The sequence below is a fragment of the Tahibacter harae genome (assembly GCF_024437735.1).
Classification (GTDB): Bacteria; Pseudomonadota; Gammaproteobacteria; order Xanthomonadales; family Rhodanobacteraceae; genus Tahibacter; species Tahibacter harae.
Genome location: NZ_JANFQO010000007.1, coordinates 98,395 through 119,576, shown reverse-complemented (window position 1 = coordinate 119,576; position 21,182 = coordinate 98,395). Strand labels below are relative to the sequence as shown.

21 protein-coding genes are annotated in these 21,182 nt (G+C 68.8%); 8 read left to right on the top strand and 13 right to left on the bottom strand.

The window, feature by feature from the left end:
• Window positions 1-749: 749 nt before the first annotated feature.
• Window positions 750-1,859, top strand: a complete 1,110-nt coding sequence (tgt, locus tag NM961_RS09665) for a tRNA guanosine(34) transglycosylase Tgt (protein WP_255914012.1) — start codon at window positions 750-752, stop codon at window positions 1,857-1,859.
• A gap of 150 nt (window positions 1,860-2,009) precedes the next feature.
• Here the strand turns inward: tgt and rsxB are convergent, their stop codons facing one another.
• From rsxB to NM961_RS09645, 4 genes are all read right to left on the bottom strand, one after another.
• Window positions 2,010-2,504 carry an electron transport complex subunit RsxB gene (gene rsxB, locus NM961_RS09660; protein ID WP_343231911.1) on the bottom strand — a complete coding sequence of 165 codons (495 nt, stop codon included), beginning with the start codon at window positions 2,502-2,504 and terminating at the stop codon, window positions 2,010-2,012.
• Window positions 2,504-3,079, bottom strand: coding sequence for an Rnf-Nqr domain containing protein (locus tag NM961_RS09655; protein WP_255914011.1), 576 nt, complete (start codon window positions 3,077-3,079; stop codon window positions 2,504-2,506). Before NM961_RS09655 ends, rsxB begins: the two co-directional genes overlap by 1 nt.
• Window positions 3,080-3,089: 10 nt before the next feature.
• Complete coding sequence (gene metG, locus NM961_RS09650; RefSeq protein WP_255914010.1) at window positions 3,090-5,222, bottom strand: methionine--tRNA ligase; 2,133 nt, start codon at window positions 5,220-5,222, stop codon at window positions 3,090-3,092.
• 72 nt (window positions 5,223-5,294) lie between these two features.
• The gene (locus NM961_RS09645) at window positions 5,295-5,759 is read right to left on the bottom strand and encodes a hypothetical protein (protein ID WP_255914009.1); all 465 of its coding nucleotides are present in this window, start codon (window positions 5,757-5,759) and stop codon (window positions 5,295-5,297) included.
• A gap of 144 nt (window positions 5,760-5,903) precedes the next feature.
• On the opposite strand from NM961_RS09645, the gene apbC reads away from it, so the two are divergent.
• From apbC to NM961_RS09615, 6 genes are all read left to right on the top strand, one after another.
• Complete coding sequence (apbC, locus tag NM961_RS09640) at window positions 5,904-6,995, top strand: iron-sulfur cluster carrier protein ApbC (protein ID WP_255914008.1); 1,092 nt, start codon at window positions 5,904-5,906, stop codon at window positions 6,993-6,995.
• 49 nt (window positions 6,996-7,044) lie between these two features.
• Window positions 7,045-7,614, top strand: a complete 570-nt coding sequence (gene dcd / locus NM961_RS09635) for a dCTP deaminase (RefSeq protein ID WP_255914007.1) — start codon at window positions 7,045-7,047, stop codon at window positions 7,612-7,614.
• Between the two features lie 62 nt (window positions 7,615-7,676).
• Entirely contained in the window at window positions 7,677-8,078 is a 402-nt protein-coding gene (locus tag NM961_RS09630) for a hypothetical protein (protein ID WP_255914006.1), read from the top strand.
• 35 nt (window positions 8,079-8,113) lie between these two features.
• Window positions 8,114-8,437 carry a hypothetical protein gene (locus NM961_RS09625; RefSeq protein ID WP_255914005.1) on the top strand — a complete coding sequence of 108 codons (324 nt, stop codon included), beginning with the start codon at window positions 8,114-8,116 and terminating at the stop codon, window positions 8,435-8,437.
• Window positions 8,438-8,525: 88 nt separating this feature from the next.
• Window positions 8,526-9,287, top strand: coding sequence for a hypothetical protein (locus NM961_RS09620; protein ID WP_255914004.1), 762 nt, complete (start codon window positions 8,526-8,528; stop codon window positions 9,285-9,287).
• A gap of 141 nt (window positions 9,288-9,428) precedes the next feature.
• Entirely contained in the window at window positions 9,429-10,148 is a 720-nt protein-coding gene (locus NM961_RS09615) for a hypothetical protein (protein ID WP_255914003.1), read from the top strand.
• A gap of 99 nt (window positions 10,149-10,247) precedes the next feature.
• Here NM961_RS09615 and pcp read toward each other — a convergent pair whose 3' ends face one another.
• The 6 genes from pcp to NM961_RS09585 all read right to left on the bottom strand — a co-directional run bounded on the left by pcp (window position 10,248) and on the right by NM961_RS09585 (window position 16,285).
• A complete protein-coding gene (gene pcp / locus NM961_RS09610; protein ID WP_255914002.1) occupies window positions 10,248-10,901 on the bottom strand; it encodes a pyroglutamyl-peptidase I in 654 nt (217 codons plus the stop codon).
• Window positions 10,898-11,869: a DUF979 domain-containing protein gene (locus NM961_RS09605; RefSeq protein WP_255914001.1), complete on the bottom strand. Its 972-nt coding sequence runs from the start codon at window positions 11,867-11,869 to the stop codon at window positions 10,898-10,900. The genes pcp and NM961_RS09605 overlap by 4 nt, the downstream gene beginning before the upstream one ends.
• Window positions 11,866-12,543, bottom strand: a complete 678-nt coding sequence (locus NM961_RS09600) for a DUF969 domain-containing protein (protein WP_255914000.1) — start codon at window positions 12,541-12,543, stop codon at window positions 11,866-11,868. Before NM961_RS09600 ends, NM961_RS09605 begins: the two co-directional genes overlap by 4 nt.
• Window positions 12,540-13,307 (bottom strand): 5-oxoprolinase subunit PxpA, encoded by a 768-nt coding sequence (locus NM961_RS09595; protein WP_255913999.1) that lies wholly within the window; start codon window positions 13,305-13,307, stop codon window positions 12,540-12,542. The genes NM961_RS09600 and NM961_RS09595 overlap by 4 nt, the downstream gene beginning before the upstream one ends.
• Entirely contained in the window at window positions 13,295-14,272 is a 978-nt protein-coding gene (locus NM961_RS09590) for a 5-oxoprolinase subunit C family protein (protein WP_255913998.1), read from the bottom strand. Before NM961_RS09590 ends, NM961_RS09595 begins: the two co-directional genes overlap by 13 nt.
• A 399-nt stretch (window positions 14,273-14,671) precedes the next feature.
• Window positions 14,672-16,285, bottom strand: a complete 1,614-nt coding sequence (locus tag NM961_RS09585) for a hypothetical protein (RefSeq protein WP_255913995.1) — start codon at window positions 16,283-16,285, stop codon at window positions 14,672-14,674.
• A gap of 305 nt (window positions 16,286-16,590) precedes the next feature.
• Here NM961_RS09585 and NM961_RS09580 point away from each other — a divergent pair, with 305 nt between their 5' ends.
• Complete coding sequence (locus NM961_RS09580; protein ID WP_255913993.1) at window positions 16,591-19,296, top strand: protein kinase domain-containing protein; 2,706 nt, start codon at window positions 16,591-16,593, stop codon at window positions 19,294-19,296.
• Between the two features lie 37 nt (window positions 19,297-19,333).
• Here NM961_RS09580 and pxpB read toward each other — a convergent pair whose 3' ends face one another.
• Genes pxpB through NM961_RS09565 form a run of 3 tightly spaced genes read right to left on the bottom strand, consistent with a single transcriptional unit; the run spans window position 19,334 to window position 21,170 of the window.
• Window positions 19,334-20,068, bottom strand: coding sequence for a 5-oxoprolinase subunit PxpB (pxpB, locus tag NM961_RS09575; RefSeq protein WP_255913991.1), 735 nt, complete (start codon window positions 20,066-20,068; stop codon window positions 19,334-19,336).
• Window positions 20,065-20,499: an HIT domain-containing protein gene (locus tag NM961_RS09570; RefSeq protein ID WP_255913989.1), complete on the bottom strand. Its 435-nt coding sequence runs from the start codon at window positions 20,497-20,499 to the stop codon at window positions 20,065-20,067. Before NM961_RS09570 ends, pxpB begins: the two co-directional genes overlap by 4 nt.
• Window positions 20,496-21,170, bottom strand: a complete 675-nt coding sequence (locus NM961_RS09565) for a dienelactone hydrolase family protein (RefSeq protein ID WP_255913987.1) — start codon at window positions 21,168-21,170, stop codon at window positions 20,496-20,498. The genes NM961_RS09570 and NM961_RS09565 overlap by 4 nt, the downstream gene beginning before the upstream one ends.
• Between the last annotated feature and the right edge of the window lie 12 nt (window positions 21,171-21,182).

Here is a 21,182-nt window from a genome sequence, read left to right as displayed (position 1 = left end):
AGCCGCGCCCTGCGGGTGCGCGAGGCGGCTGCGGGGTCGGCCGAAGGGCTTTCCTGGCCCAACGGCCGACTCGCGCGATGCGCGGGCTGGTCCTTCGCCGCCTCGCCGCGGCTTATGGAGCCCTGGTAAGGCGGCGCACATCCGTGTGCGCAGAAGCAACGGCAAGGTCAAAGGCCAAAGGCAGAAGCTAAAAGCTGAAGCTGAAGGCTGGAGGCGGAAGCCAAAAGCTGAGACCGAAGCCGAGTCAAAATCACGAGCAACAGCAACAGCAACAGCAACAGCAACAGCAACAGCATCAAGCGCAGGAGCAAGCGCAAGTGCAGCAGCGCTGGGTTGTCTGAGCAGGTGCGATGAAGGTTTTGAAGGCGAAAGAAGAACACAGCCGCAGCGGCACTTCCGCAAGCCGCGCCCTGAGCCCTCTTCCCAAGCTCGCTCGGGGGAGAGGGTTGGGTGAGGGGGCAACGTTTCAGTTTGCCTCTACGCCCAGGTTTTCACGCGAAGCTGTGCGTCGAAGCTCGCGGCGAAAACCTTCACGGTAACGCAGGTTCCGGCGCCGCCCCTCACCCCGTCCCTCACCCCCGACGAGGTCGGAGGAGAGGGAGCCGCGATGCGCCGCGCTGTCGCGCATGTTGAACGGCGGGCCTGAATCCCATGCGGGATCTGGTTCCGGCCGAAATTGAAATTGCCTACAAATTTTTCATCGCGAACTTTTTCTCACTCGCCCCGAGCCCGGAACCCAGGACCAAACCATGAAATTCGATTTGCTTGCCACATCCGGCGCAGCCCGGCGGGGCCGCATCACGTTCGAGCGGGGAACGATAGAAACGCCGGCGTTCATGCCGGTGGGAACCTACGGCTCGGTCAAGGCGATGCTGCCGCGGGATATCAAGGAAATCGGAGCGGAGATCATTCTCGGCAACACCTTCCATCTCTACCTGCGGCCGGGCCTGGATGTGATCGGCGAGTTCGGCGGATTGCATCGCTTCATCGGCTGGGACCGGCCCATCCTCACCGACTCGGGTGGCTTTCAGGTGTTCTCGCTGGCGCACAAGCGCAAGATCACCGAGCAAGGCGTCACCTTTGCTTCGCCCATCGACGGATCCAAGGTATTCCTGAGCCCGGAGGAATCCATGCGCATCCAGCGCGTGCTGAATTCCGACATCGTGATGATCTTTGACGAGTGCACGCCGTATCCGGCGACGGAGAAGCAGGCGAGCGATTCGATGGAGCTGTCGCTACGCTGGGCCGAGCGCTCGCGCCGGGCGCATGAGGGCAATCCGAATGCGCTGTTCGGCATCGTCCAGGGCGGCGTGTATCCGCAGTTGCGGGCCCGGTCGGCCGCGGCGCTGCGGAACATCGGCTTCGACGGCTATGCGGTCGGCGGGCTTGCAGTGGGCGAGCCGGAGGCGGAGCGCAATCACACGCTGGAGGCAACAGTGCCGCTGTTGCCGGAGCAGCAGCCGCGCTATCTGATGGGCGTGGGACGGCCGGAGGATATCGTCGAGGCGGTGCGCCGCGGCATCGACATGTTCGATTGCGTAATGCCCACGCGCAATGCGCGCAATGCCCACCTGTTCACGCGCCACGGCGTGCTGCGCCTGCGCAATGCGCAGTACGCGCGCGATACGCGGCCGATAGACGAAGCCTGCGGCTGCCATACCTGCGCTTCGGGTTTCAGCCGCGCCTACCTGCGGCACCTGGACAAGTGCAACGAAATCCTTGCTTCGCAGCTGGCGACCATCCATAACCTGTATCACTACCAGGAACTGATGGCCGGCTTGCGCGCCGCCATTGCCGAAAATCGCCTGGAAGATTTCGTCGCCGAGTTCTATGCGTTGCGGAGGGGCCGGGACTCGTGATTGGGGATTCGGAACACCGGCGCGCTGTCTGGTTGTGCCGGATCCTGCTGCCAACTCCGATCCTGGGTTCAGATCACCAGCGCGACGCCATCGGCCAGGCCCATCGCAAGCGGATCCTCACCGCTTTCGCAGGCCCCTGATCTCGAATCCCTAATCCCGAATCTCCAGCCTGATGCAATCGACCGGACACGGCGCCACACACAGCCCGCAGCCGGTGCACTCCCCGGCCAGCACGGTATGCATGACCTGCGGCGCGCCGAGGATGGCGTCGACGGGGCAGAACTGGATGCACTTGGTGCAGCCTATGCAGACGGCTTCGTCGATGATGGCGAGCGTGCGCGGGGTTTCCTGGCCGTGGGCAGGATCGAGCGGCTTGGGCTCGCGGCCCAGCAGTTTCGCCAGGGCGGCGATGCCGGCGCTGCCGCCGGGCGGACACTGGTTGATGTCGGCATTGCCCTCGGCGATGGCCTGGGCATAGGGGCGGCAGCCGGCGAAGTTGCATTGTCCACATTGGGTCTGCGGCAGCAGGGCGTCGATGCGCGCCGTGAGTTCGTCCGCGGCCGGCGCTTCGGCCGGCGCCAGCCGGCGCAGCGCAAAGGCGAAGACCGCGGCCAGGGCGACGGCGACGAGCAGGGCTTCCAGCATCAGCGCTGGCCCAGTCCGGTCAGGCCGCTCCAGGCCAGGGCGAGCAGGCCGGTGTTGAGCAGGGCGATGGGCAGGCCGCGGAACGCGGCCGGTACCTGTGCCGGCTGCAGCCGGCGCTGCAGGCCGCAGAGCAGCAGCAAGGCAAGGGTGAAGGCGCAGCCGCTGCCGAAGCCGATGACCAGGCTGGCGGCCAGGCCGGTGTCTGACTGCTGCACCTGGACGGTGGTGCCGATCACGCCGGCGTTGGTCGCGATCAGCCACCAGTTCGTTGCGGCGAAGCCGGCGCGCCAGCGGCGCAGCGCCGATGCCGCCGCGGCGGTCGCCGCGGCGACCAGCAGTACCAGCGCGAAGCCCGCATAGAGTTCCAGCCCGAACGGCTGCAGCAGCAAGGTGCGCAGCAGCCAGGCGCCTGCGGCGGCCAAGGTCATGACCAGGGCCGTGAGCACGCCGTGCAGCGCCGCTTCACGCAGCGCGCGCGGTTCCAGCAGGCGGTCCAGTGCCCAGCCCTGGCCCAGGATCAGGCTGTTGCCCAGCGCCGTGGCCAGGAACAGCGCGGCGAGTCCGTCCTGGCCCATCGGCGCGCGCTTACTTGACGGGCATGCCGGCGCTGGCGCCGGCGTCGACATCGAGCAGGTGCAGATCGGCGCCGCCGCTGCCGGCGGAGAGGATCATTCCCTGCGAGATGCCGAAGCGCATCTTGCGCGGGGCGAGGTTGGCGATGAAGACGACTTTGCGGCCGACCAGTTTTTCCGGCTCGGCGTAGGCCGCGCGGATGCCGGAGAAGATCTGGCGCTTGCCCAGCTCGCCCGCGTCCAGTTCAAAGCGCAGCAGCTTGTCCGAGCCTTCGACGAATTCGCATACCAGCACGGTGCCCACGCGCAGGTCGAGCTTGGCGAAATCGTCGATGCCGATATCCGGCAGCGCCGCGGCGGGCGCGGCAGCCTCGGCCTTGGCCGGTGCGTTTTGCGTCTTGGCCGCCGCGGTGGTCACCGGGGCGCTGGCGGCATCGGTGCCGGGCTGCAGGTCTTCCTTGCTGGCTTCAATCATGGCTTCCACGTGCTTGGGATCGATACGGGTCAACAGCGGCTGGAATTCGCGCAGCGTGTGTGCGAGCAGCGGCTGTCCGATGGTGTTCCAGTGCGGCAGCGGGCTGGCGAGGAATTCCTCGGCGCGGGCGATGGTGGCCGGCAGCACGGGGCGCAGGCAGGCGGCCAGTACGCGGAACAAATTGATGCCCTGGCTGCACACGGCCAGCAGTTCGGCGTCGGCGCCTTCCTGCTTGGCGATGACCCAGGGCTTCTTCTCGTCGATGTAGCGGTTGGCCTCGTCCGCCAGCGCCATGGTCTGGCGGATGGCGCGGCTGAATTCGCCGGCATCGTAGGATTGCTGTACTTCGCCCGCCGCGGCGGCGAAGCGGGCATACATGTCCGGTTCGGGCAGGGCGGCCGCGAGCACGCCGCCGAAGCGCTTGTTAACGAAGCCGGCGCAGCGGCTGGCGATGTTGACGAACTTGCCGACCAGATCCGCGTTCACCCGGGCGACGAAATCCTCCAGGTTGAGATCCAGGTCATCCACGCCGGCGCCGGTCTTGGCGGCGAAGTAGTAGCGCAGATATTCCGGATTCAGCCCGGCATCGAGATAGGTGCGCGCCTGGATGAAGGTGCCGCGCGACTTGGACATCTTGGCGCCGTTGACGGTGAGGTAGCCGTTGACGTGCAGCGCCGTCGGCGCACGGTAGCCGGCGCCGTGCAGCATGGCCGGCCAGAACAGGCCGTGGAAATTGATGATGTCCTTGCCGATGAAGTGATGCAGTTCCGTGGCCGGATCGAATTCGGCGCTGTCGCGGCGCAGGTAGACGTCGTAATCGGAGGTTTGCAGCGGATCGTCGCTGTTGGCCGCCTTCTTGCCGCTGTCGCACAGCGCCTTGAAGCTGGCGAGGTAGCCGATGGGCGCGTCCAGCCAGACATAGAAGAACTTGCCGGGCGCATCGGGAATGGCGAAGCCGAAGTAGGGCGCATCGCGGGAGATGTCCCAGGCGCGCAGTTCGCTGTCCAGCCATTCGCGCAGCTTGGCCTTGACCCCGCTGTGGGCCGTGTCGCCGGCCAGCCATTCGCGCAGGAATTCGCTGAAATGACCGACTTCGAAGAAATAATGCTCGGACTCGCGCAGCACCGGCGCGGCGCCGGACACCACCGAGCGCGGATTCTTCAGCTCGGTCGGCGCGTAGCTGGCGCCGCAGTTCTCGCAGTTGTCGCCGTACTGGTCGGGCTTGCCGCAGTTGGGGCATTCGCCCTTGATGTAGCGATCCGGCAGGAACATGGACTTGACCGGGTCGTACAGCTGCTCGATCACGCGCGGCGTGATGTGGCCGTTCTGGCGCAGGCGCTGGTAGATGGACTCGGCCAGCAGCCGGTTTTCCTCGCTGTGGGTCGAGTGGTAGTGATCGAAGCGGATGAGGAAATCGGCGAAGTCGCGCTCGTGCGACTGCTGCATGGGCGCGATGAAGGCTTCCGGGCTCAGCCCTTCCTTCTCGGCGGCGAGCATGATCGGCGTGCCGTGGGCGTCGTCGGCGCAGACGAAATGCACGACGTTGCCGCTCATGCGCTGGGCGCGGGTCCAGATGTCGCCCTGGGTATAGCCGACCAGGTGGCCCAGATGCAGCGCGCCGTTGGCATAAGGCAAGGCGCAGGTGACGAGTATGCGACGCGGTGAAGTCATCCGATGGCTGTCCTGGGCGCTGTTGCGGCGCCGCATTATGGCATGCGGCGCCGCTGGCCCGGGGCGGGCCGCTTACAGGTTGTTGCAGCCGGCCTTGATCAGCTTGGGCTGCAGCGACTGCTGCAGATCCAGGCAGGCCTTTTCCAGATCCGGATGGTTGCCGTAGCTGATGTCGTTGAACGCGGCGCGGAACTGGTCGCTCAGTGCCTGGGTGTCGCCGGGCGACAGGGCGCCGCTGTTGAGGCAGGCGACCGCCTTCTCGGCGAACTGGTCGCATTCGAGCACGCCCAGCGGACGCGGCGCGTAGGCGACCTGGCGCGGGCGCTCGGCTTCGTACGGGCGTACCGGCGCGGGGCCCGGCGCCGGCCGGCGGTCGGCGGCGCTGCTGGTGGCGCGCGGGTCGCGCACGCTGGGCTTGGCCACGGCCGCGTCGCCGCTTTTCTCGGCCGGGGCCGGCTCGGCCGGCTTGTCGGCAGAACAGGCGGCGACGGCCAGGCACAGGGCGAGCAGCAGCGGGGAGCGGTGGCGCAGAAGCATGGGAAATCCTTGGACAGTAAGGGAAGCGGCGCGCAGGATGCCGGGGCTTGGCGTATCGCGCAATTGCGGCGGATTCAGCCGCGGGGGCGGCGGCGCGGGCGGTTTGACACTACAATCCGCGCCGAAAGTTCCCCAGGAGTGAACATGTCCCAGGCAACCGAGGCCCTGGTCAGGCAGGCGCTGGCCGCCGTCCAGGACCCCCACACGGGCAAGGATATCGTCAGCGGCGGCGCCCTGCGCGCAGTCGGCGTGGACGGCGCCCGGGTATCCGTCGATGTGCAATTGAGTTATCCGGCCGCGGGCTGGCAGGGCGTGCTGGCCGCGCAGATCAAGCAGGTGCTGGAAGCGCTGCCCGAGGTCGAGTCCGCCGTGGCCACAGTGAGCTACCGCGTCTACGCCCACCAGGTGCAGAAGGAACTGTCGCCGCTGCCGGGCGTGCGCAATATCGTTGCGGTGGCCTCGGGCAAGGGCGGCGTGGGCAAGTCGACCACGGCGGTCAACCTGGCCCTGGCCCTGCAGGCCGAGGGTGCCACCGTCGGCGTGCTCGACGCCGACGTCTACGGCCCGTCGCTGCCGCTGCTGACCGGCACGTCGGGCAAGCCCGACAGCCCGGACGGGCAGAACTTCAGTCCCAAGCGCAACCACGGCCTGCAGATCATGAGCATCGGCTACATGATCGAAGAGGACACGCCGGTGATCTGGCGCGGCCCCATGGTCACCCAGGCGCTGATGCAGCTGGCCACGAACACCTTGTGGCAGGACCTGGACTATCTCATCGTCGATTTCCCGCCCGGCACCGGCGACATCGCCCTGACCCTGGCCCAGCGCATTCCCATGAGCGCGGCGGTCATCGTCACCACGCCCCAGGACATCGCCCTGATCGATGCGAAAAAGGCGCTGAAGATGTTCGAGAAGGTCGAGGTGCCGGTGCTCGGCATCATCGAGAACATGGCCACCCACATCTGCTCCAACTGCGGCCATGAGGAACCCATCTTCGGTCAGGGCGGCGGCGCGCGCATGGCGCAGCAGTACGACCGGCCGCTGCTGGGCTCCCTGCCGCTGGATATCCGCATCCGCGCCGGCGCCGATGCCGGCACGCCCAGCGTGGCGGCCGATGCGAACTCGGACCTGGCCCTGCGCTACCGCGAGATCGCCCGCTCGCTGGCGGCGAAGCTGTCGCTGCAGGCGCGCAACAAGGCCATCCAGTTCCCCAAGATCGTGATCCAGAACACCTGACGCCCGTGCGCGGCGCCCACCGAATCCTTTCCTGCGACCTGCGAACCTCATGAGCATCAAGTCCGACAAGTGGATACGCCGCATGGCCGAAAGCCGCGGCATGATCGATCCGTTCGAGCCCGGCCAGGTGCGCCAGAACGTGTCCGGCGGCCGCCTGATTTCCTACGGCACCTCCAGCTACGGCTATGACGTGCGCTGCGCCGACGAGTTCAAGGTGTTCACCAACATCAACTCCACCATCGTCGACCCCAAGGCCTTCGATCCCAAGAGCTTCGTCGACATCAAGAGCGATGTCTGCATCATCCCGCCGAACTCCTTCGCGCTGGCGCGCACGGTGGAATTCTTCCGCATCCCGCGCAGCGTGCTGACCGTATGCCTGGGCAAGTCGACCTATGCGCGTTGCGGCATCATCGTCAACGTCACGCCGCTGGAACCCGAGTGGGAAGGGCATGTGACGCTGGAGTTCTCCAACACCACGCCGCTGCCGGCCAAGATCTACGCCAACGAAGGCGTGGCGCAGATGCTGTTCTTTGAATCCGACGAGGAATGCGAGACCAGCTACGCCGACCGCGGCGGCAAGTACCAGGGCCAGCGCGGCGTCACCTTGCCGCGCACCTGAACGCCGCTGCCGGCGAGCGCCGGCGGTGTTAACCTTCGCCTCCCACCTGCCTGGACAGACTGATGCACTACCGAGCCTTCAACCGGATCCTGCCTGGATTGCTGCTTCTGCTCGTCGCCCTCGCCCTGAGCGCCTGCGGCGGACGCGCGCGTCCCGACCACATCGCCGCACCGGACATCCCGCCCAGCTTCGACGTGACCCTGATCGCGGACAAGGACGGCCAGTTCGACCTCGACGGTGCGACCCTGTCCGAGGAAGACGTCAAGGGCGCGCTGCGCTACCGCCGCGACCAGAACAACGCCGCCAGGACCGTGCTGCTCAAGCGCGGCGAGAAGCAGAAGGTGACCGGACGCCATATCACCGGCCTGGCCCGCGTCGGTTTCGAGCTGAAGGCGCGCACCTTCCTGCAGGAAAAGGAAGGCGGTGAAATCACCGAAGTGCGCGGCGAAGCCGCTGCCAAGTAATCTCCCGCTGCACCACCCATGATCCGGAGTCGCTGATGAAACGTTTCCTGCTCACGCTGTTCGCCTGCTTCGGTCTCGCCTTCGCCGCCTATGCCGCCAAGGACGTGAAGGACGGCAATGCCTACGTCAAGGCGGTACAGAAGGACCAGTTCGAGTTCCAGGGCAATCCGCTGGGCAAGAACATGCTGCTGGGATCGCTGCAGTCCATCAAGGACGAAGGCAAGCTCACCGGCGTGGTGCTGCGCAATCCGGACAAGGCCACCGCCGAGCACAAGCACCTGCTCAAGGTCATCGCCGACTATCTGCAGATCCAGGCCTATGCCGGCGACGGCAAGGACCTGCAGCCGCTGACGGAATGACGTTTTCCGACGCTGCCGCGGCTGTGCCGCGGCGGCGCCCCCCCCCGCCGGCGGCGAACTTTGCAGGGATAGTGCGGTCGCTGTTGCGATGCCTTGGAATTTCTTTCAATCCGTAGTGCTGGCGGCGGCCCTGTTGTCGCTGCCCGCGCTCGTGTCTGCCGGCCCCATCGACTGGGCCCGGCGCAAGCTCGGCGGCGAGCCCGACAAGCCCAAGCCCGGCGTGATCGAGGCCCAGCCCGGCGCCATCACCCTGCTGCCCGGCCAGCCCACCCGTTTCAGTGTGGACGAGGCCTCGCCCGAGGCCCAGCTGCCACGCGGCCGCAGCTTCTTCCGCCGCCTGCAATTGCGCGAGCGCCTGGACGAAGCGCTGATCGAAGTCCGCGTGATCGCGCAGGATTCCTCCGCCAGCAAATTCCGCACTGTGTTCAGGCCGCTGTTCTACCTGCTGGACGAGGAAGGCAACGTGCGCGAGACGGTGGCGGTGGATCCGCTCAAGCTCGACATACGCCCGTTCCAGACCACCAACCTGGTCGGCTGCGTCAGCGTCAAACAGCTCAGCCGCTTCCTGGTCGCGACGGTGGAGGCGGACGTGGGCAAGTCCTACGAATCCGGTGCGCGCGATTCGGTGAAGGCCGCATCCAAAGGCGGCTTCTACTATTCCACCGATGCGGTGAAGGTGAAGCTGCCGTATGCAGCCACCGGCGAACTGGTGCTTACCGTCAAACCGCGGCCCAGCGCAGCGGACAAGCGCTGCGAGCCGTCCGACAGCGCCACTGCCAGCGCGGGCAAGTCCGGTGCGGACAAGGCGGACGCAGACAAATCCGCCAAGGCCGGTGCGGGCGCCGACTGAACGCCGGCTCGCCGGGCTCATCGTTGTGCACAAGTCCGCATAGGTAAAAATGACGCAGGCCGCCGGCGGCGTCTTGAAGCCGGCCTCGCCGGTTGGCATGCTCGGGCCACAGGGGCACGCAGCAATGGCGGAGCCGGCTTTATGATCACGACCCTTGCACGGACGGCCCTGCTGTCCGTCCTTCTGTTCGCCGGCGCGGCCTCCGCCGCCGGTCCGTACTCCTATATCGGCAACGGCGGCGCGCGCGACTGGGCGCGCTGGCGCTACGGGCCGGTGCTCGACGACGAAACCCAGCAGATCAGCTTCCAGCTGGAGACGGGCGCGGCCGGCGGCGACCGCGACATGCACTGGGGCATAGGCCTGCGCGGCGGCGCTTCGCTGGTGCCTTGCCCGCTCAGCGATGCGCCGGAGTACGCCGAAGGCTGCCTGCTGGGCCGCGGCATCACCTTCGGCCGTGTGCCGGACGGCTTCGGCACCGGCGGGGTCTGCGAAGGCATTGCGGTGGAGGATTTCACCGCCGCCTGGGACGGTACCGAGGCCATCGTCGCCGGCAGCTGCGTGCCGTATCCGCTGCGGCCCAACCGCCGCCACGCCTTCATCATCACGGCGACGCGGGACAATGTGAGCTGGATCATGCTGGACCTGGGCCGCACCCGGGTCTACAACGCGCAAACCCGCGCCTACGAGGATCGCGTGGAATGGCTGCCGGTGGCGCGCGGCAGCTGCCTGGAGACCGCCGGCCGGCCCTGCCCGGAATTGCCTGAGGTGGACCGCGACTACGGCGACGTGTTCGTGACGTCGGCCTTCCTGGATGAAGGGCTGGGCTGGAAGGTGTCGGATTTGCGCATAATCCACTATTGAAAAATGAGGTGCGGCTGGCGCCGATTCCGCTGTGCAGCGCGGTGCGGCGGTCTGCCGTTCGCGTTGCGATTGCCGACCGTCCGCCGCGCAGCGTAGGCCTCAGTGCGTAGCCCCGGCCTGCACCTTCATATCCCGCCGCCGCGCCAGCGCACGGTCGATCAAGGTGGCCAGCCCCGTCACGATGGTCTCCAGCGCGAGGCTGGGCGCGCCCGCATGCGCCACCGCCTGCTGCGGCAGGAACGGGATATGCACGAAGCCGCCGCGCACCTGCGGGCTGTCGCGCAGGGCGTGCATCAGGCCGTAGAACACGTGATTGCAGACGAAGGTGCCGGCGGTCTGGGAGATTTCCGCGGGGATGCCGGCCTGTTGCAGTGCCTGCAACTGCGCCTTGATCGGCAGGGTGGAGAAATACGCCGCCGGTCCGCCGCGCACGATAGGACGGTCCACCGGCTGGCGGCCGTCGTTATCGGGTATGCGCGCATCGTCGACATTGATGGCGACGCGCTCCAGCGAGATGCGCGAACGTCCGCCGGCCTGGCCCACGCAGACGACGAGCTGCGGTGCCTGCCGTTTCAGCAGGGTCTGCAGCCGCGCGCGCGATTTGCCGAAGCAGGTCGGCAACTGGGCCGCGACCACGGTGTGGCCGCGCAGGATATGGCCGTGCAGGCGGCGCACGGCTTCCCAGGACGGATTCAGGCTCTCGCCGCCGAACGGATCGAAACCGGTCAGCAATACGCGCAGGGGCTTGGTCATCGGAAGGCCAGCAGGTACATGAGCAGGATATTGACGCAGGCCAGCAGCGCCGCGGTGACGGCCTGGGCGCGGATCACGCCGTAGGAATCCTTCAGTTCCAGCAGCACCGCCGGCACGATATTGAAGTTCGCCGCCATCGGCGTAAGCAGAGTGCCGCAGTAGCCGGTCAGCATGCCCAGCGCACCGATCACCGCCGGATCGCCGCCGTGCTGGCGGATCAGCAGCGGCAGGCCTATGCCGGCGGTCATTACCGGGAACGCGGCAAAGGCATTGCCCATAATCATCGTGAACACGATCATGCCCAGACCGTAGGCGAGGGTGCAGGCCAGCTTGCTGTCCGTGGGAATGGTCATCTCGATCAGGCTGGCCACGGCCGCGCCCACGCCGGTGTGCTCGAACACGCGGCCCAGCGCGGCCAGCAGCATAGGCAGCACGATGGCCCAGCTGAGCTGGTCCAGCAGGCGGCTGGATTCGGCCAGGGCCTGCTGCGGCCGCGAGCGCGTTGTATACAAGGCAACCAGCAGCGCGACACAGCAGCCCAGCGCCAGCGCCGGCACGGTCGCGTTTTCCGCCGGCAGCAGGCGCCAGGCGCCGACGACGAGAAACGGTGCGAGCAGGAACAGCACGGTGGTCACCGCCGGAATCATCAGCGCCGGCACGAACAGACGATGCCCCAGGCGCTGTGCGGAGGCTTCGCGCCGCGCGGTTTCGTCCGGCCCGGGCGCGGCGCGCTGTACGCCGCCGGTGCCAGCGAGCAGGGCCATCACCACCACGGCCACGCCGACCAACTGCGTGGGCAGGTGATTGCCCGCAGCGTCCTGGACCAGGATCGCATCGCCGCCGGCGAACACCGCGGCCAGGATGCCCCAGAACAGCGCATTGCCCCAGCGCCGCGCGCGCAGGTCGAAGAAGGTGGCGGCGGCCAGTACCGCCGCGGCCAGCCACCAGACATGGTGCAGCTGGATCATGGCCCGGTCTCCGGTCGCTTCAGGCCGTACTGGAACACGACGATGCGTATGGCATGGATCAGGAAGGCCGCCAGGGCGGTCGGTATCGCCCACAGCGCGATGGACAGCGGCTCCAGCACGATGCCGTTGCTGGCGTAGAAGCCCTGGATCAGCAGTACCGCGCCGAAGGCGATGAAGATGTCCTCGCCGAAGAACAGGCCTACGTTGTCGGTGGCCGCCGCCAGTGCACGTATGCGTTCGCGCTGGGCGTTGGCCAAGTCGGGCTGGGTCTTGCGCGCCGCGGCCTCGGCCATGGGCGCGATCAGCGGGCGCACGGTCTGGGCCGGGCCGCCTATCGAGGTCAGGCCCAATGCGCCCAGCGCCTGGCGCAGACCCATGTAGCAGATCAGCAGCAGCGAGAGGCTCATGTAGGCCATGCGCGCGATCCAGCGCTGCGCGTGCTCGCGCAGGCCGGCGTGTTCGAGCAGGCCTATCACCGGCAAGGTGAGCACGATCAGCAGCGGCGCGCGCGCGGAAATGAAGGCCTTGCCGATCAGGGCGAGCAGTTCGGGCAGGCCCAGCCCCGCGGCGAAGCCGCTGGCGAAACCGGCCGTGACCACGACCAGCATGGGATTCAGGCGCAGCGCGAAGCCCGCGACCACAACGGCGATGCCGAGCAGCGGCCAGTAGTTCATGCGGCCGCTCCCAGGGCTGCGACCGCGACACCGGCGCGTTCCAGTTCCGCGCGCAGGCGGCGGGCGAATTCCGCCGCATCGGGCTTGTCGCCGTGTATGCACAAGGTATCCGCGCTGATCGCCACTTCGCTGCCGTCGCCAGCGACGGCGCGGCCGTGCAAGGCGATGGACAGGCCCTGGGCCACGGCGGCATCGACGTCATGGATGACGGATCCTGCCTCGCGCCGCGGCGTCAGGCTGCCGTCGGCGCGGTAGCGGCGGTCGCAGAAGGCTTCCGCGGCCACGTGCAGGCCGGCATTGCGCCCGGCCGCCAGCAGCGCGCTGCCGGCCAGGCCGACCAGGATCAGGCCGCGGTCGAATTCCGCCACGGCCGCGGCGATGGCGGCGGCCAGCGCGGCGTCGCGCGCGGCCATGTTGTACAGCGCGCCGTGGGGCTTGACGTGGCGCAGCGGCACGCCTGCGCTTTTTGCAAAAGACCACAATGCGCCAATCTGGTAGAGCACCAGGTCGCGTGCCTCGTCGGCACTCAGCGCCATCTCGCGCCGGCCGAAGCCCTGCAGGTCGGGCAGGGAAGGATGCGCGCCGATGACGACGCCGCGGGCCGCGGCCAGTTGCACGGTGCGGCGCATCACGCCGGGGTCGCCCGCGTGGAAGCCGCAGGCGATATTGGCCGAGCTGACCGCGTCCAGCACGGCTTCGTCCTGGCCCATCTGCCAGGCGCCGTAGGACTCGCCCAGGTCGCAGTTGAGGTCTATGCGCCGCATCGGATCTCCAGCAGCTTCTGTTCGATGTAGTGGTGTACCCGCGCCAGCGCCTGGGCGCGGCGGACGCGCAGGGCTTCGGCTTCGTCCGTGCCGACCAGGCGCAGGCGCAGGCTGTCGCCGGGCCGGTACTGGCCCAGGCGCGACTGATCGGCTTCGATCAGGTGGGCGATGCGCGGATAGCCGCCGGTGGTCGGATGTTCGGCCGCGAGCATGATGGGCTGGCCGCCCGGCGGCAACTGCACGGTGCCCCGGGTCACGCCGGCGGAAACCAGTTCCAGCGGCCGGCTCAGGCGCAGCGCCGCGCCTTGCAGACGCAGCCCTACGCGGTTGGATTCGGGCGCGATGCGGAAGGCTGCGGTCTGCAGCGCCTGCTGCGCTTCGGGTTCGAGTTCGGCGTAGTGCGCGCCGGGCAGCAGGCGCAGGCGTCGCTGCGGATCCGGGTCGAACCAGAGCGCCGGCGCCAGCGACCAGGCCGGCGTGCGGCGGAGGCGCAGGCCGTCTTCGGCGGCCAGCGGCAGCCGGTCGCCGGCGCGCAGCGCGCGGCCTTCGCAGGGGCCCAGTGCGGCGTTGATATCGACGCTGCGGCTGCCCAGCACCGGCGCCACGGCGATGCCGCCGGCCACAGCCAGGTAGAGGCGGGCGCCGCGGCGCAGTCCGCCGCAGTCCAGCACGCTGCCGGCGGCAACGGCCTGCGGCCGCCAGCCGGCGATGCGTTCGCCGTCCAGGCGCAGTTCCGCCTCGGCACCGCAGAGCGCAACCGTGGCCGCGCAGGCAAAGCGCAGCGCGGGGCCGCTGAGGGTGATTTCGATGACGGCGGCGTCGGCCTCATTGCCGGCCAGCCAGTTCGCCAGTTTCGCCGCATCCGCATCCATCGCGCCGGCGCGGCCTACGCCGATCGCCGCATGGCCGCGGCGGCCCTGGTCCTGCACGCTGCTGAGCAGGCCGGCGCGCAGCACTTCGATCATGTGCCGAACCGCTGCAGCGCGCGCCGCGATGCAGCGGCCGCAGAGGGGCGGGTACGGGGAACACAGGCGCTATTCATGCGGACAGGCGTGGCGGCGGCATCGGCCGAGCATCGCAAGCCGCCGCTGCAGTGGCAACCGCCGCTGCCGGACGCGCAAAAAAAGAGAGCGAGGTTCGGGCAGGAACCTCGCTCGCAGTGCCGGTAAAGAGGGAAGGGGCCGGCTAACCACCATCCATGGCAGGGACTTGGAGGCTCCGCCTCGCAAGGGCGGCCGTCGGGCTTCCTGCCCGGCTGCCGCCATCGGGATCCTGGGGAGGGATTCGTGATTCGGGATTCGGGATTCAGAGCGCAGTTCGCCCCGGTTTCCCCAGTCCCGAATCCCGAATCCCCACTCCAGGCTTCAGTTGAATCCGTCCTTGAAAATCCGGTCGGACGGGCGCGAGCGCAGCAGCACTTCGCCGTAGCCGGAGAGCGTGGCCACCACCGCCACGCTGCCGTCGGCGCCAACCCAGGAGTCGATGCCGCGGGCATAGGCCGCGCCGCCGTTGCTCAGGTCGAAGCTGGAGACATTGGCCGTGACCGGGCCGCCGGTGGTCTGGAAGGTGATGGGCTGGCCCACCCGCAGGATGCGCCGCGGCGCCTTGCCGGGTTCCAGCAGCCACAGATCGGTCTCGTTGTTCGGATCGGTGGCGGCTTCCAGCAGCAGGTCGCCGTTGGGCAGCACGGCGCTGGCGCCGAAGCTGCGCCAGGTGCGGCCGGCCTCGGGGCCGAACGGCCCGGGCACGCTCAGCTGCAGCGCGACCAGCTCCGGGCGCTGGCCTGGCTGCACGCGCCAGTAGCCGCAGGGATCGCCGTTGTCGGGCGTGTCCACGCAGGCGTAGAACGCGGCGTAGCGGCCGCCGACGCTGAGCGTGTTGGTGGTGAAGTTCTTCCAGGTGGTGCTTTCCCAGTTCGGGCCGTGGAAGCCGGTGGCCTCATTCATGGCCAGCGGCTTGTTGCCGCTGCCGGCGTCGTTGTTCCAGAACAGGCCCAGGCGGCTGGTGACGTTCGGCGTGTCGCGGAAGCTGGCGAAGAAGTAGATATGGCCGCCCTGGGCGGGGAAGGCCGGATAGAAGTCGTTGATGAACTGCGCCGTATCCACGCCGAAGTCCGGGCCCAGGGGGCCGTCGTCGTCATCGGCGGCCAGCGCGCGCGGCGCGCCGTTGCAGATCTCCCAGATGCCGCCGCGCGAACCGCTGGCGTTGAGATTGGCGTAGACGCGGCCCGTGGTCGACACCGACAGATTGCCCATGCCCCACGGTGTCTGGAACGAATCGCCCGGGGTCAGGCCCGGCGCCAGCGCTGCTTCGGTGGCGCCGGCGCGGACGCAGGGCTGGTTGCCCAGGCCGGGCACGTGCTTGACGATGAGGCGGCTGGTGGCGCCGCTGGTGCTGTTGGTCACGCTGGTGTCCAGCAGCGCCTTGCCGCCGTCCATGCTGCGCAGGTCGGCGAAATCCGAGGCATTGGGGAAGATCCAGCCGGGCAGGCCCGGACCCAGGGCGTCGGAAACGAAGGTGCGCGCGATCTCGACGTTGCGGTTGGTATCCCAGCGCCATGCGCCGTAGCTGATGCCGGCGGGCACCGCCGGATCGCCGGCGCGGGCGATGAAGCTGCGCTGGCCGCCTGCGCCGGCGCCGCCGCTGCCGTAGAGATTGAGGAACTGGTGGGCGCTCTCGGCGCCGCTGCGGCCAGGGCCGAGCACGCCGTTGCTGCCGGTGGCGGCGTACTGGGTCAGCACGCCGGCGCGGTTGGCCCAATAGCCGATGCTGGCGGTGGGCGCGGTGACGCGGAAACTGAACTGGTCGTTGCCGGTGTCGCCGTAGAGATAGTCGGTGATGCTGCGGCTGGCGCCGGGCAGGTTGGCGTTGACGATGCTGCCGCTTTCGGCGGCGACCACCGTCCAGGTCTGGGCCTGGGCCAGCGGCGCGCACAGCAGCGCCGCGCTCACCGCAAGCGTGAGTTTTCGGTTAAGCATGGATTTCCCTCGTTCATCCGTACGCCGGCGGTGACTGCTCCGTGACGGAGTTACCGATGCCGACGCTGGTGACCCATGCTAGTGTTCGCGGCGCAATTCGTAGGCACGGACCGATAACGACGCAGTAACGGATGGGTAACGCCGCGCATCCAAAGGCTCTGGCAGCCTGGGCGCGGCGGGAAATCGGGGCTGGGCGGCGCCGCAACGGCGCCGGCGGCGGGCGCGGCAGCAGGCACGCGGCGGCCGCGCCGCGGCACGGGCGACACCGGCAGACGGCTCATCGGCGTACAGCGCGTTCAGAAATGATGAAGAACGAACCAGAATCCAGCGAACGAACTTCCTACAGCTACCGCTTCGGCACGGCCGAATTCGATGAAGCCCGCTTTGAACTGCGCGTCGCCGGCCTGCCGGTTGACGTGGAGCGGCGCGCGCTGGAAGTGCTGCTCTACCTGCTGCGCCATGCCGGCGAAGTGGTGACCAAGGAAGAACTGCTGCGCGAGGTCTGGGCCGGCCGCATCACCGTGGACAAGGTGCTGCCCAACGCCATCAACAAGCTGCGCCGTGCCCTGGGCGAGGCCAATGCCGAACGCCTGCTGACCCAGCCGCGCGTCGGCTACCGCCTGGATGGCGCGGTCGAGCGCGTGGCCGTGGGCCGGCGCATGGCCAGCCAGCTCGACGTCGGCGCCGGCCAGCCGGTGCCGGGGCGGGAGAACTTCCTGCTGCGGCGCCAGCTCGGCAGCAACCGCGGCAGCGAGGTCTGGCTGGCCGAACACGCCAAGACGCGCGAGCAGCGCGTCTACAAGTTTGCCGCCGACGGCGAGCGCCTGCGCGCGCTCAAGCGCGAGGTCACCCTGGCGCGGGTGCTGCAGGAAAGCCTGGAGGACCGCCGCCACTTCGTCGACATCATCGACTGGAATTTTGAAAGCGCGCCGTTCTTCCTCGAATGCGAATTCGGCGGGCAGAACCTGCTGGAATGGGCCGAGACCGAACTGGCCGCGACCAGCCAGGAGCAGCGCCTGGAGCTGTTCCTGCAGATTGCCGACGCGGTGGCCGATGCGCACAGCGTCGGCGTGCTGCACAAGGATCTCAAGCCCGCCAACGTGCTGATCGCGCCGCAGGACGGCGGCTGGCTGATCCGCCTGACCGATTTCGGCAGCGGCCGCCTGCTCGATCCCGAGCGCGTGGAAAAGCTCGGCATCACCCGGCTGGGCCTGACCATGACGCAGAACCTGGCGGCGGATTCGTCCTCGGGCACGCCGCTGTACATCGCGCCGGAAGTGTTCGCCGGGCATACGCCGACGGCGCAGAGCGACGTGTTCGCCCTGGGCATCATGCTGTACCAGCTGCTGGCCGGCCGTCTCAACAGGCCCATGGTGTCGGGCTGGGAACAGGACATCGGCGACGACCTGCTGCGCGAGGACATCCGCCTGGCCACCGACGGCGAGCCGCAGCGGCGCCTGGCCAGCGCGGCCGAATTCGCCGCGCGCCTGCGCGAACGCGAGCAACGCCGCGCCCTGCGCGAGCACACCGCGCGCCGGGAGCAGCAGGCGGAACAGGCGCGCGACCTGCTCGCGCGCAACCGCGCGCGGCGGCCTTACCTGGTGGCGCTGATGACGGCGCTGGTCGTCGGCATCCTGATCGTGCTGGGCCTGTACCAGACCGCGCTGCGCGCGCGCAATGCGGCGCGCCAGGAACTGCAGCGCGCAGTGGCGATCAACCGCTTCCTCAACGAGGATCTTATCGGCCGTTCCAATCCGCTGCTGGTGGCCAAGGGGCAGAGCGTCACCCTGAAGGATCTGCTGCTGGGCGCGCGCGAGCGCATCGCCCGGCGCTTCGCCGGCCAGCCCGAGACCGAGGCTTCGATCCGCAACAGCCTGGTCACGCTGTTCAACATGCTGGACCTGCTGCCCGAGGCCGAGGCCGAGGCGCGCCAGGCCCTGGCCCTGTACGAACGCAGCCAGGGCGAGGCCAGCCTGGACGCGCTGCGCGCCCGCGCCATGCTGATCCGCGTGCTCACGCGCACCTCCAAGTTCGACGAGGCGCATACGCAGCTGCAGACGCTGGACCGCCTGACCGGCGCCGCGCAGGACAGCTATTCGCGCTACCTGCGCAATGCGGCCTGGGGCATGTACCACATGAACCAGGGCGAATACGCCAAGGCCCTGCCCGAATACCTGATTGCCGTGCCGGCGCAGCGCGAGGCGGAGCCCGACAACTTCACCGTCGGCGATTCCATGCGCATGGACCTGATCTACGCCTATACCCAGAACGGCAAGCTGGCGGAGGCGCGCCAGGAAGGCGAAAGCCTGATCGCCGAGATCAACGCCCGCGGCGACGACAACGGCCTGGTGCCGGCCTTCGCCAAGGCCGCCATCGCCCGCACCTACACCATGCAGGGCGAACTGGCCAAGGCCGAGGAACAGCTCAAGCAGGCGCAGAAGACCATCGTGGAGCTGCTCGGGCCGGACCACACCCGCAACATCATGGTGCTCAGCGACCTGCTCGATGTCGCCGTGAAGCGCCACGACTGGCCCCAGGCGCTGGACTACGCGCAGCGCATGCACCAGGGCTTCCTCGCCAAGTTCGGGCCGGAACACACCTTCACCAATGTCACCGCGATCAGCCTGAGCCAGGTGCTGTTTGAAAGCGGCGATTCGCGCCAGGCGCTGGCCCTGCTGGAGCCGGCCTATGCGCGGCTGGTGGCGCAGTTCAAGCCGGAGAATCCGCAGAGCCAGGCCGCGGCCTACTGGCTGGCCGCCGTGCGCCTGGACCTGGGCCAGACCGAAGCCGCGGCGCCGCTGCTGCAGACCCTGGATGCCAAGGCGCTGGAATCCGTTGCCGCCGACGGCAACTGGCCGGCGCGGCTGGATGCGGCGCGCGGCCTGCTGCTGCTGCAGGGCGGCGACCGCGCCGCGGCGCAGCCGCTGCTGCGCTCCGGTGTGGAAGGGCTCAAGAACAGCGAAGGCGAGCGCATGGCCGCGCTGGCGCGGCAGGCCCTGGCCGGGCGCTGAGTGCGGGCAGGGCCGCGGCGGCGCGGCCCTGCCGCTGCTACGCGGTGCTGTCCGCGGCCGCCTTGTCCTCTTCGGCTTGCAGCGCGCGGAATTCCTCCGCCGTGATCGCGCGGAAACGCAGGCGCATGCCCGCGGCGATGCGGTTGGGCGGCGTACGTGCGGCATCGAACAGGCGCAGCGGCGTGCGGCCGATCAGGTTCCAGCCGCCGGGCAGTTCGCGCGGGTAGATGCCGGTCTGGGCGCCGCCGATGGCGACCGAGCCGGCCGGCACGCGCGTGCGCGGCGTGGCCAGCCGCGGCAGGTGCAGGCGCGGATCCAGTCCCAGCAGATACGGAAAACCCGGCGCGAAGCCGAGCAGGGCGACGCGGTAGTCGGCCGCTGCATGCAGGGCGGCCAGTTCCGGCACGGCCAGGCCGCAGCGCGCGGCGGCGGCGTCGAGGTCGGGGCCGAACCCTGCGCCGTAGCAGACGGGAATTTCTATTGTTGTGGAAAATGATCCTCGTGCTTCCGGCGCGGCCGCCAGCGCGTCGAGCAGCGCCGCGGCGCAGCGCTGCGCCGGCGCGGGCGCGCCGCCGCTCCAGCAGGCCGGATCCAGCTGCACCGCCAGGCTGGCATAGGCCGGCACCAGCTCGACGATGCCCGGCAGCTGCAGCGCCGCGATATGTCGCGCCGCGGCGTGGACGCGGGCATTGACCGCCGCGTCGATGGCTTCGCCGAAATGCAGCAGCACGGCGCTGTCGCCCAGCGCCTCGGCGCGCGGCGCGGCGTTCATTCCAGCCGCGGCAGGGCCAGGCCGGCGCGCAGCAGGCCGAGTACGCGCTCGCGCTCGGCCGCGGTATGCGCGATGCGTTCGCCCACACCCCAGACCGGCCGCGGCCAGGCCGCGTCGCCCACGTGGCGCGCGATCACGTGCACATGCAGCTGGGCGACCACATTGCCCAGCGTGGCTATGTTCATCTTGTCCGGATGGGCGATCGCATGCAGCACATGGGCGACGCGGTTGATCTCGTCCAGCAGCTCGTGCTGCTGCTCGCGCGCCAATTCCACCAGCTCGCGCAGTCCGGCGATGCGCGGCACCAGGATCAGCCAGGGAAAGCGCAGGTCGTCCATCAGCAGCACGCGCGAGAGGCCCAGCTCGCCGACGACGATGCAGTCGGCGGCCAGGCGCGGATCCAGCGCAAACGCGGTGTCGGCGGCGCTCATGCGGCTTCCCCGCCCAGCTCCCGGGCGAAGAATTCCAGGCTGCGCGTGCGCGCCAGCGCGGCGGCCTGCGCGTCGTAGTCGCCGCGCATGTCGCAGTTGAAGCCGTGCCCGGCCGGGTAGACGTGGAACGTGGCCTGGGGCTGGGCGGCGTAATGTTTTTCGCGGTCGGCGGCGGGAATGATGGGGTCGCGTTCGCCGAAGTGGAACAGCAGCGGCGCCTGGGCCTTTTCGTGCAGAAAGGGCACGCTGCGCCCGCCGTAGTAGACCACCGCCGGCAGCGCCAGCCGGGTGTTGCAGAGAAAGGCGACCGTGCCGCCCCAGCAATAGCCGACCACGCCCTTGCGGCCGGCCGAGGCGATGGCCTGGGCGGCGCTGGCCACGGCCTCGACCGCGCGTTCAAAGCCGACTTCCGCGGCCAGGGCGCGGCCGCGGGCGACACCGGCCTCGTCGTAGTCCAGTTCCACGCCGCTTTCCACGTAGTCGAAGATGGCCGGCGCTATGGCCACGTAGCCGGCCTCGGCATAGCTGTCGACGACGCGGCGGATATGCGCGTTCACGCCGAAGATTTCCTGCATCACCACGATACCGCCGCGGGGTGTACCGGCCGGATCGGCGCGGTAGGCGCTGATGCAGTGCATGCCGGCGGTGGGAATGTTGATGTACTGGCTCATGCGTCTGCCGAC

Bases quoted from the DNA above. Each gene is read 5' to 3' on its own strand.
- NM961_RS09605 (WP_255914001.1), bottom strand. From the start codon at position 11,869: ATGATCCAGCTGCACCATGTCTGGTGGCTGGCCGCGGCGGTACTGGCC.
- rsxB (WP_343231911.1), bottom strand. From the start codon at position 2,504: ATGCTGGAAGCCCTGCTCGTCGCCGTCGCCCTGGCCGCGGTCTTCGCC.
- NM961_RS09595 (WP_255913999.1), bottom strand. From the start codon at position 13,307: ATGCGGCGCATAGACCTCAACTGCGACCTGGGCGAGTCCTACGGCGCC.
- NM961_RS09600 (WP_255914000.1), bottom strand. From the start codon at position 12,543: ATGAACTACTGGCCGCTGCTCGGCATCGCCGTTGTGGTCGCGGGCTTC.
- apbC (WP_255914008.1), top strand. From the start codon at position 5,904: ATGTCCCAGGCAACCGAGGCCCTGGTCAGGCAGGCGCTGGCCGCCGTC.
- tgt (WP_255914012.1), top strand. From the start codon at position 750: ATGAAATTCGATTTGCTTGCCACATCCGGCGCAGCCCGGCGGGGCCGC.
- NM961_RS09585 (WP_255913995.1), bottom strand. From the start codon at position 16,285: ATGCTTAACCGAAAACTCACGCTTGCGGTGAGCGCGGCGCTGCTGTGC.
- NM961_RS09580 (WP_255913993.1), top strand. From the start codon at position 16,591: ATGAAGAACGAACCAGAATCCAGCGAACGAACTTCCTACAGCTACCGC.
- NM961_RS09630 (WP_255914006.1), top strand. From the start codon at position 7,677: ATGCACTACCGAGCCTTCAACCGGATCCTGCCTGGATTGCTGCTTCTG.
- pcp (WP_255914002.1), bottom strand. From the start codon at position 10,901: ATGACCAAGCCCCTGCGCGTATTGCTGACCGGTTTCGATCCGTTCGGC.
- NM961_RS09590 (WP_255913998.1), bottom strand. From the start codon at position 14,272: ATGATCGAAGTGCTGCGCGCCGGCCTGCTCAGCAGCGTGCAGGACCAG.
- NM961_RS09625 (WP_255914005.1), top strand. From the start codon at position 8,114: ATGAAACGTTTCCTGCTCACGCTGTTCGCCTGCTTCGGTCTCGCCTTC.
- NM961_RS09615 (WP_255914003.1), top strand. From the start codon at position 9,429: ATGATCACGACCCTTGCACGGACGGCCCTGCTGTCCGTCCTTCTGTTC.
- pxpB (WP_255913991.1), bottom strand. From the start codon at position 20,068: ATGAACGCCGCGCCGCGCGCCGAGGCGCTGGGCGACAGCGCCGTGCTG.
- NM961_RS09620 (WP_255914004.1), top strand. From the start codon at position 8,526: ATGCCTTGGAATTTCTTTCAATCCGTAGTGCTGGCGGCGGCCCTGTTG.
- NM961_RS09645 (WP_255914009.1), bottom strand. From the start codon at position 5,759: ATGCTTCTGCGCCACCGCTCCCCGCTGCTGCTCGCCCTGTGCCTGGCC.
- NM961_RS09655 (WP_255914011.1), bottom strand. From the start codon at position 3,079: ATGGGCCAGGACGGACTCGCCGCGCTGTTCCTGGCCACGGCGCTGGGC.
- NM961_RS09565 (WP_255913987.1), bottom strand. From the start codon at position 21,170: ATGAGCCAGTACATCAACATTCCCACCGCCGGCATGCACTGCATCAGC.
- dcd (WP_255914007.1), top strand. From the start codon at position 7,045: ATGAGCATCAAGTCCGACAAGTGGATACGCCGCATGGCCGAAAGCCGC.
- metG (WP_255914010.1), bottom strand. From the start codon at position 5,222: ATGACTTCACCGCGTCGCATACTCGTCACCTGCGCCTTGCCTTATGCC.
- NM961_RS09570 (WP_255913989.1), bottom strand. From the start codon at position 20,499: ATGAGCGCCGCCGACACCGCGTTTGCGCTGGATCCGCGCCTGGCCGCC.